The sequence below is a fragment of the Kineococcus sp. TRM81007 genome, from assembly GCF_022669155.1.
In the GTDB taxonomy this organism is placed as follows: domain Bacteria; phylum Actinomycetota; class Actinomycetes; order Actinomycetales; family Kineococcaceae; genus Kineococcus.
In genome coordinates this window covers 223,730-232,375 of sequence record NZ_JALBVB010000044.1, presented here as the reverse complement: position 1 = coordinate 232,375, position 8,646 = coordinate 223,730, and the positions used below count along the sequence as shown (strand labels likewise).

Annotated in this window: 8 protein-coding genes; 4 read left to right on the top strand and 4 right to left on the bottom strand. The window is 75.5% G+C overall.

Going from position 1 to position 8,646, the window contains the following annotated elements:
* On the top strand, positions 1-1,776 hold a 1,776-nt coding region (locus MN205_RS08600), incomplete at its 5' end, for a SpoIIE family protein phosphatase (protein ID WP_242126253.1).
* Between the two features lie 22 nt (positions 1,777-1,798).
* Here MN205_RS08600 and MN205_RS08595 read toward each other — a convergent pair.
* From MN205_RS08595 to MN205_RS08585, 3 genes are all read right to left on the bottom strand, one after another.
* Positions 1,799-3,004: an APC family permease gene (locus MN205_RS08595; protein WP_374115891.1), complete on the bottom strand. Its 1,206-nt coding sequence runs from the start codon at positions 3,002-3,004 to the stop codon at positions 1,799-1,801.
* A 187-nt stretch (positions 3,005-3,191) separates the two neighbouring features.
* Positions 3,192-3,647 (bottom strand): low molecular weight phosphatase family protein, encoded by a 456-nt coding sequence (locus tag MN205_RS08590; protein WP_242126248.1) that lies wholly within the window; start codon positions 3,645-3,647, stop codon positions 3,192-3,194.
* Positions 3,648-3,707: 60 nt separating this feature from the next.
* Positions 3,708-4,091, bottom strand: a complete 384-nt coding sequence (locus tag MN205_RS08585; RefSeq protein WP_242126247.1) for a metalloregulator ArsR/SmtB family transcription factor — start codon at positions 4,089-4,091, stop codon at positions 3,708-3,710.
* Positions 4,092-4,195: 104 nt separating this feature from the next.
* Here MN205_RS08585 and arsB point away from each other — a divergent pair, with 104 nt between their 5' ends.
* The 3 genes from arsB to MN205_RS08570 all read left to right on the top strand — a co-directional run bounded on the left by arsB (position 4,196) and on the right by MN205_RS08570 (position 7,304).
* Positions 4,196-5,299 carry an ACR3 family arsenite efflux transporter gene (gene arsB, locus MN205_RS08580; RefSeq protein WP_305037184.1) on the top strand — a complete coding sequence of 368 codons (1,104 nt, stop codon included), beginning with the start codon at positions 4,196-4,198 and terminating at the stop codon, positions 5,297-5,299.
* Between the two features lie 13 nt (positions 5,300-5,312).
* A complete protein-coding gene (locus MN205_RS08575; RefSeq protein ID WP_242126245.1) occupies positions 5,313-6,806 on the top strand; it encodes an NAD(P)-binding protein in 1,494 nt (497 codons plus the stop codon).
* A 69-nt stretch (positions 6,807-6,875) separates the two neighbouring features.
* Positions 6,876-7,304, top strand: coding sequence for an arsenate reductase ArsC (locus tag MN205_RS08570; protein ID WP_242126243.1), 429 nt, complete (start codon positions 6,876-6,878; stop codon positions 7,302-7,304).
* 52 nt (positions 7,305-7,356) lie between these two features.
* On the opposite strand, the gene MN205_RS08565 is transcribed toward MN205_RS08570, so the two are convergent.
* Positions 7,357-8,406, bottom strand: coding sequence for a LacI family DNA-binding transcriptional regulator (locus tag MN205_RS08565; RefSeq protein ID WP_242126241.1), 1,050 nt, complete (start codon positions 8,404-8,406; stop codon positions 7,357-7,359).
* Positions 8,407-8,646 lie beyond the last annotated feature (240 nt).

Here is an 8,646-nt window from a genome sequence, read left to right as displayed (position 1 = left end):
GAGGTGCGCACCCTGACCGGTTTCGACCGCGTCATGGTCTACCGCTTCGACGCCCAGTGGAACGGCGAGGTCGTCGCCGAGGACCGCCGCGACGACCTCAACGCCTTCCGCGGCCTGCACTACCCCGCCTCCGACATCCCCGCCCAGGCCCGCCGCCTCTACACCGTGAACTGGACCCGGCTGATCGCCGACGTCGACTACGCGCCCGCACCCCTGCACCCCCTGCTGGACCCGGGCACCGGCGCCCCGCTGGACCTGTCGCACTCGGTGCTGCGCAGCGTCTCGCCCATCCACGTCGAGTACCTGAAGAACATGGGCGTGACCGCCTCCATGTCCGTCTCCCTCGTCCTCGACGGGCGCCTGTGGGGACTGATCGCCTGCCACCACTACTCCGGCCCGCACCGCCCCAGCCACGACGCCCGCTCCGCGGCGGAGTTCCTCGGCCAGACCGCCTCCCAGCTCATCGCCGGCCGGGAGCGCTCCGACGAGCGGGAGGACGCCCTGCAGGCGCAGGACCTGCTCGCGGGGCTGGTCTCGGCGGCCACCGCCTCCGGGGGCGACCCGTTCGTCAACCTCACCAGCGACCGCCGGCTGCTGGAGCTGCTCGGCGCGGGCGGCGTGGCCCTGACCGACGCCGGCCGCCTGCTGACCCTGGGTGAGGTCCCGGACGACGAGGTGCTGCACCGGATCTCCGCGCTGCTGGCCCGGGGCGACGGCGCCCCCACCTTCACCGACCACCTGGCCTCCCTGGACCCGGAGCTGTCCGCGGTCGAGCGGGTGGCCGCCGGCGCGCTGCGGGTGGGCCTCGGCGCGGACCGCTGGCTGCTGTGGGTGCGCCCGGAGCAGCAGGAGGTCGTCGACTGGGGCGGCGACCCGCGCAACAAGGAGATCGCCGCGGCCGAGGGGCCGGGTGTCCGGCTCAGCCCGCGCAAGTCGTTCGAGAAGTGGCGCGAGGTGGTGCGCGGGCGCAGCGTGCCGTGGGAGCGGTGGCGGGCGGTGGCCGCGGACCGGCTGCGCAGCCAGCTCACCAGCCTGGTGCTGGGCCGGGTGCGCGACCAGATCGCGGTGGCGGAGTCGCTGCAGCGCGCGGTCGTGCTGGAGCGGCCGCCGCGCTTCGAGGGCCTGGACGTGCTGGCGCGCTACCGCCCGGCCAGCGGCAGCCAGCTCGGCGGCGACTGGTGGGACGCGCTGGAGCTGCCCGGGGGGCGGGTCGCCGTCGTCGTGGGCGACGTCTCCGGTCACGGCGTGCACGCCGCCGCGGCGATGGCGCAGCTGCGCACCGCGTCGCGGGCCTACCTGTTGGAGGGGCACGGCCCGGCCGCCGCGCTGGACCGCCTCGACGCCCTGGCGGCGTCCGTGCTCGGTGAGCACATGGCCACGGCCGTCGTGGCGGTGCTGGACCCCGCCTCCGGCACGGGGCACGTGGCCAGCGCCGGGCACCCGCCGCCGCTGCTGCTCGAGGCCGGCGCGTCCCTGCTGCCGGTGACGCCCCGGCCGCTGCTGGGGGTGTCCACCGGCCGCGCGCAGGCGGTGCCGGTGCGGCTGTCGCCGGGGGCGGCGCTGGTCCTCTACAGCGACGGCCTGGTCGAGCGCCGGGGCCTGGCCCTGGACGAGACCATCGAGTCGCTGCGCGCCGCCGCGGGCGGCTCGGCGCACCTGCCCCTGCCGGAGCTGGCCGACCACCTCATGACGGTCGTGCCCGACCCCGAGGGCGACGACACGACGCTGCTGCTGGTGCGCTGCACCGGGGACGGGGCGGGCGCACCGCGGCGCTGAGCGCCCCGTGCGCCCCGCCGCGTCAGGCCGCGCGGCGGGCGCGGGTGCGCAGCCGCCACGCGCGGTACGCGACGCCGACGGCGAGGACGAGCAGGCCGGCCAGGACCGAGCTCACCGGCAGGGTGGCCGCCAGCACCACGCAGCCGACGGCGCCCAGGACCTGCAGCGGGCGGGGGAAGCGGCGCCGGTCGGCCGGCTGCGTCCAGGCGGCGGCGTTGGCGACCAGGTAGTACAGCAGCACGCCGAAGGACGAGAAGCCGATCACCCCGCGCAGGTCGGTGGTCAGCACCAGCACGCACACCACCGCGGCCAGGGCGATCTCGGCGTGGTGGGGCACCCGGTGCCGCGGGTGCACCGCGGCCAGCCAGCGCGGCAGGTCGTCCTCGCGGGCCATGGCCAGGCTGGTGCGCCCGACCCCGGCGATCAGCGCGAGCAACGCCCCCAGCGCGGCGGCGGCCCCGCCGACGCGCACGACCGGCTCGGCCCAGTCCCAGCCGGCCGAGCTCACCGCCGCGGCCAGCGGTGCGCCGGAACCGGCCAGGCCCAGCGGCCCCAGCACGCCGAGCACGCTGACCGCGACGAGCGCGTACACGACCACCGCGCCGGCCAGGGCGAGCTGCACGGCCCGGGGGATGGTGCGCTCCGGGTCGCGCACCTCCTCGCCGAGCGTGGCGATGCGCGCGTAACCGGCGAAGGCGAAGAACAGCAGCCCCGCGGACTGCAGGACCCCGTACCAGCCCTGCCCGCCGTCGGCGGCCGGGTTCGCCACCGCGTCCCACGAGAGCCCGCCGTAGCCGGCGGTCAGGCCGGCGGCCACGACCACGGCCAGCGCGACCAGGACCACGACCAGCAGGACGCGGGTCAGGCGGGCGGTGCGGGTGATGCCGTGGTGGTTCACCACCGCCAGCGCCACCACCGCGGCAGCGGCGACCGGGCGCTGCCACGGGCCCGGGGCGACGTGGGCGGCGAAGGTGAGCGCCATGGCCGCGCAGCTGGCGGTCTTGCCCACCACGAAACCCCAGCCGGCGAGGAATCCCCACCAGTGGCCGAGCTCCTCGCGCCCGTAGACGTAGGCGCCGCCGGAGGTGGGGTGGGTGGCGGCGAGCTGCGCGGTGGCGGTGGCGTTGCAGTACGCCACCACCGCGGCGATGAGCAGGCCGGTCAGCAGCCCGGCGCCGGCGGCCGCGGCGGCGGGGGCGAACGCGGCGAACACCCCGGCCCCCATCATCGAGCCCAGGCCGATGGCGACCGCGTCGCCGGTGCCCAGCCTGCGGTCCAGCTGATCGCTCTGCTGCGCGCTCACCGGCTGGTGCTCCTGCGGCGCGGGTGTCGCGGTCCCCGGGAATCCACCTGCCCCATCATCCCCGAGCACCGCTCCGGGTCCGCAACCTCGGCGCCACGTGTTTCCCGGCTGTTCAGCCCGGGTGCACCGCGGCGGTGCCGTCCTCGCCGGCGGGCCGAGGGCCGGTGCTCAGGCGCCGGTGGAGCTGGTCGACGCGGGCGGCGATGTCGTCGCGGACCAGGCGCATGCGCTCGGCGCCCTCGATGCCGCGCGCGGAGGGTTCGTCGGTCTCCCACACCTCCACCGGGGTGCCGTCGACCGGTTCGACGTGCGCCTCGGAGCCGAGGACGACGACGAGGTCGGCGTCGCGGACCATCTCGTCGGTCAGCTGCCGGGTCCGCTGGCCGGAGATGTCGACGCCGATCTCGCGCAGGCTCTCGACCGACTGCGCGTTCAGCGCGCTCCCGGCGCGGGTGCCGGCGGAGCTCACGGCGACGGCGTCGCCCGCGGCCTCACGCATCAGTCCGGCGGCCATCTGGGACTTGCCGCCGTTCTTGACGCAGACGAACAGGACTCGGGGGGTGCTCACGGTTCCGGGGCTCCTCGGGGCGCGGGCGGGGTTCAGCGGGCGGGGTTCAGCGGGCGGGGTTCAGCGGGCGGGGTCCGCGGCCGGGGTGGCCAGGACCGCGGCCAGGGCGTCGAGCGCGGCGGGGACCACGGCGAAGTAGGCCCACACCCCGCGCTTGTCGCGGGTGAGCAGGCCGGCCTCGACGAGGACCTTCAGGTGGTGCGAGACGGTGGGCTGGCTGAGGCCGAGGGGCTCGATCAGGTCGCACACGCACGCCTCGCCGCCCTCGTGCGCCGCCACGAGCGAGAGCAGCCGCAGGCGCGCCGGGTCGGCGATCGCCTTGAGCGTGCGAGCCAGCGTCGCGGCGGTCTCGGCACTGAGGGGCTCGCGGGTCAGCGGCGCGCAGCACGCGACACCCGCCGACCCGCCGGCCGGCGGGACGAGGGGCAGGGTCCTGGTGGGCACGTCCCCAGTGTGACACCCGGCATTCACCGATGTCGATATTGACAGCCGTGAGTCGGTGGTGCGAGTGTCGGTCATCGACAGATGTCGATGGAAGGACCTGCCTGATGAGCGACCTGGTCGCCGAGAACCCCCGCGGCGGTACCGAGACCCCGGTGCTGGCGCGCCTGTCGGTGCTGGACCGCTTCCTGCCGGTGTGGATCATCGCCGCGATGGCGCTGGGTCTCCTGCTGGGACGCGTCGTCCCGGGCCTGGACGAGGCGCTGAGCGCGGTCGAGGTGGGCTCGGTCAGCCTGCCCATCGCGATCGGGCTGCTGCTGATGATGTACCCGGTGCTGGCGAAGGTCCGCTACTCCGAGACCGGGCGCATCGCCGCCGACCGCAGGCTCATGGTCGCCTCGCTGGCCCTGAACTGGCTGGTGGGCCCGGCGCTGATGTTCGCCCTGGCCTGGCTGCTGCTGCCCGACCAGCCCGAGTACCGCACCGGGCTCGTGATCGTCGGGCTCGCGCGGTGCATCGCCATGGTCCTGATCTGGAACGACCTCTCGTGCGGGGACCGCGAGGCCGCCGCCGTGCTGGTGGCGATCAACTCGGTGTTCCAGATCCTCGCGTTCGCCGCCCTCGGCTGGTTCTACCTGCAGGTGCTTCCCAGCTGGCTGGGCCTGCCCACCACCAGCGCGGAGTTCTCCGTCGGCGCCATCGTCGTCAGCGTCCTGGTGTTCCTGGGCATCCCGCTGGTGGCCGGTTTCCTCACCCGCACGCTGGGGGAACGCGCCAAGGGCCGCACCTGGTACGAGGAGCGCTTCCTGCCGAGGATCGGCCCCGTCGCCCTGTACGGGCTGCTGTTCACCATCGTCATGCTCTTCGCCCTGCAGGGCGAGGCCATCACCTCCCGGCCCGGTGACGTCGCCCGCATCGCGCTGCCGCTGCTGGCCTACTTCGTGCTGATGTTCGCCGGTTCCTTCGCCCTCGGCAGGGCCATCGGCCTCAGCTACGCGAAGACCTCGACGCTGTCCTTCACCGCGACGGGCAACAACTTCGAGCTGGCCATCGCCGTCGCCATCGGAACGTTCGGCGTCACCTCCGGCCAGGCCCTGGCCGGGGTCGTCGGCCCGCTCATCGAGGTCCCCGTCCTGGTGGCCTTCGTCTACGTGGCCCTGTGGGCCGGGCGGCGCTTCTTCCCCGGCGACCCCACCGTCCCCACCCGCTGAGGAGGCGCGTGCCGTGAACACCCCCACCGGCCGGCTGCCCGTCGTCGTCGTCGGCGCCGGACCCGTCGGCCTCGCCGCCGCCGCCCACCTGCTCGAGCGCGGCCTGGAAGCGCTGGTGCTGGAGGCCGGCGAGCGGGTCGGTGCCGCCGTCCGCCAGTGGCACCACGTCCGCCTGTTCTCCCCGTGGCGCTACGACGTCGACGCCGCCGCGGCGCGGCTGCTGACCCCCACCGGCTGGGAACACCCGGAGCCGACGGGCCTGCCCACCGGTGGTGACCTGGTCGAGCGGTACCTGGAGCCGCTGGCCGCCACCGAGGCTCTGGCCCCCCGCACCCGCACCGGCGCCCGTGTCGTGGCCGTCAGCCGGGTCGGGCTGGACAAGACCCGAAGCCGGGGCCGCGACGAGCGCCCCTTCCTCGTGCGCGTCCAGCAGGCCGGTGGCACCGTCGTCGACCACCACGCCCGCGCCGTGATCGACGCCTCCGGCACCTGGGGGCAGCCCAACCCGCTGGGCGTCTCCGGCCTGCCCGCGCTCGGGGAGGACGAGGCCGCGCCGTTCCTGGCCGGGCCGCTGCCCGACGTCCTGGGTGCCGAGCGCGACCGCTTCGCCGGACGCCGCGTCCTGGTCGTCGGTGCCGGGCACTCCGCGACCAACACCCTGCTGAACCTCGTCGCGCTGGCGGACGAAGCGCCCGCCACCCGCGTCGTCTGGGCGGTGCGCGGGGCGTCGGTGACCCGCAGCTACGGCGGCGGGGACCTGGACGGGCTGCCCGCCCGCGGTGCCCTGGGCGCCCGGCTGCGCGACGCCGTGGAGTCCGGGCGCGTCGAACTGCGCACCGAGGTCACCGTCAGCGCCCTCGAACCCCGTGGCGGCGAGGTCGTGGTGGTGGCGAGGACCCCGGCCGGTGAGCAGCGCCTGGTCGTCGACGTCATCGCCGCCGCCACCGGCTTCCGCCCCGACCTGGGGGTGCTGCGCGAGCTGCGCCTGGACCTCGACCCCGGCGTCGAGGCGCCGGCGCGCCTGGCGCCCCTGATCGACCCGGAGTTCCACTCCTGCGGCACCGTGCCCCCGCACGGCGCCGACGTCCTGGCGCACCCCGAGAGCGGGTTCTTCACCGCCGGGACGAAGAGCTACGGCCGCGCCCCGACGTTCCTGCTGGCCACCGGCTACGAGCAGGTGCGCTCCATCGCCGCCCACCTCGCGGGCGACGTCGAGGCCGCCGCCGACGTCCGGCTCGACCTGCCGGAGACCGGCGTCTGCTCCAGCTCCACCCCCGCGGTCGCCGCCGACGGCACCGTGGAGATCGACGAGTCCGCCGGTGGCTCGTGCTGCGGCAGCACCACCGGCCCGGCCGGCGCCCCGCAGCCGATCACGGTCGGCGCGGGCCCGGTCGTCGGTGCCGGGGCCGGCGCAGGGCTCGGCTTCTCCACCGGCTTCCTGCGCGGGCGCTCCGGCGAGGCCTCCGCCGGGGACCCCCGCGCCACCTCGAGGGGCTGTCGAGGGTGAAGGCTCCTGCCTCCCTCCGGCAGCCCGGCGCAGCCCGCTTCCTCCGCTCGACCACCAGGGAGACGTTCCGTGAGTGACAAGCCCAGTGTGATCTTCGTCTGCGTGCACAACGCCGGGCGTTCGCAGATGGCCGCCGGGTTCACGACCGCCCTGTCCGGTGGCGCGGTGGAGGTCCGCTCGGCCGGCTCGGTGCCCGCCGAGCGGATCAATCCCGTCGCTGTTCAGGCCATGGCCGAGGTCGGCGTCGACATCACCGCCGAGCAGCCGAAGGTCCTGACCCCCGAGGCGGTGCAGGCCTCCGACGTCGTCATCACCACGGGCTGCGGCGACGCCTGCCCGTTCCACCCGGGCAAGCGCTACGAGGACTGGGAACTGACCGACCCCGCCGGGCAGGGCATCGAGGTCGTGCGGCTGGTGCGCGACGAGATCCGCGGCCGCGTCGAGGCGCTGCTCGCCGAGCTGGTGCCCACCGCTGCCGCTGGGGGGGCGCAGGGCTGATCCCCGCCGTCGGTCCACCGCGCTGCCCGTGGACCGGTGGCCGGGCGACCGGTCAGGCCGGCGGGGGAGCGGTGGTCTCGCGGACGACCAGCTCGGTCGCCAGCTCCACGTGGTGCGAGTCCAGCTCCTCGCCCACCGACATCCGCAGCACGGTCTTCAGCGCCACGCGCCCCATCTCCCGCAGCGGCTGGCGGATCGTCGTCAGCGGCGGCGTGGCGACCTCGGCGAGCTCGGTGTCGTCGAAGCCGACCACGGACAGGTCGTCGGGCACCCGCAGCCCGCGCACCCGGGCGGCCTCCATGACGCCCAGGGCGATGGAGTCGCACCCGGCGACCACGGCGGTGGGCCGGCGCGCGCGGTCCAGCACCTGCTCGCCGGCGCGGCGGCCCGGCTCGTAGGCGAAGTTCTCGGTGTCCAGCGCCCCCTCCGGCGGCACCGCCAGGCCCGCTGCCTCCATGGCCGCGCGGAAGCCGTGCTCGCGGGCCCGGTTGCAGGAGGAGGTGCCGGGGCCGCCGATGTAGACGATGTCGCGGTGCCCGAGCTGCAGCAGGTGCTGGGTGGCGGTCATGCCGCCGGTGAAGTTGGTCGAGCCGACGCTGGTGACCTCGCGGCGCGGCAGGTTCAGCGGGTCGATGACGACCAGCGGCAACCCCACCTGCCCCAGGGCGTCCACGTGCTCAGCGGTCAGTTGCCCGGTGACCACGACGACGCCGCAGCGTCCCAGCGCGGCCAGGTCCCGGGCCCAGGCGCGCGCCGGCGGGCCCTGGGCGAGGTCGTCGGCCAGGCGGCCCACGGCCACGGACACCCCCGCCTCGTCGGCGCCGCTCAGCACCCCCTCGATGACCTGCGTGGAGTACGCCCGCAGCTCCCCGTGGACGAAGAACTGCACCACGCCCGGTCCCGGCTGGGCCCGGCGCGCGGACGGCGGGGCGTAGTCGTGGCGGCGCAGCAGGTCCTCGACGAGGGCCCGGGTGTCCGCGGCGACGTCGTCGCGTCCGTTGACCACCTTGGAGACGGTGGCGATGGAGACGCCGGCCGACTGCGCGATCGTCGCGAGCGTGGGTCGCCGCCCGCTCCTGGTGCGCTGGGTGCGTTCGAGCACGGCGGCCCTCCTCGGCTGGCTGTGCAGGGACTGTAGCCGGGCCGGGGCGGTCCTGGCTGCTCCGTGCAGTGTTGTATCGAAAACTTTAGCTCCGATCTCGGGTCAGGGGCAGCTGTTCGGTCACGGGCGGGCGACGAAAGAGGTGCACCGCTTGACCGTCGTCTGGGGCGGTGCCTATGGTCTCGTCCAGACGCCGCTGTCGAAAGGTTTCGCCAGCGGCGAGAGCTGAAGGGGCCCTCC

Excerpts from the sequence above, each read along its gene's own strand:
- MN205_RS08595 (WP_374115891.1), bottom strand. The coding sequence starts at position 3,004 with ATGATGGGGGCCGGGGTGTTCGCCGCGTTCGCCCCCGCCGCCGCGGCC.
- arsB (WP_305037184.1), top strand. The coding sequence starts at position 4,196 with ATGAGCGACCTGGTCGCCGAGAACCCCCGCGGCGGTACCGAGACCCCG.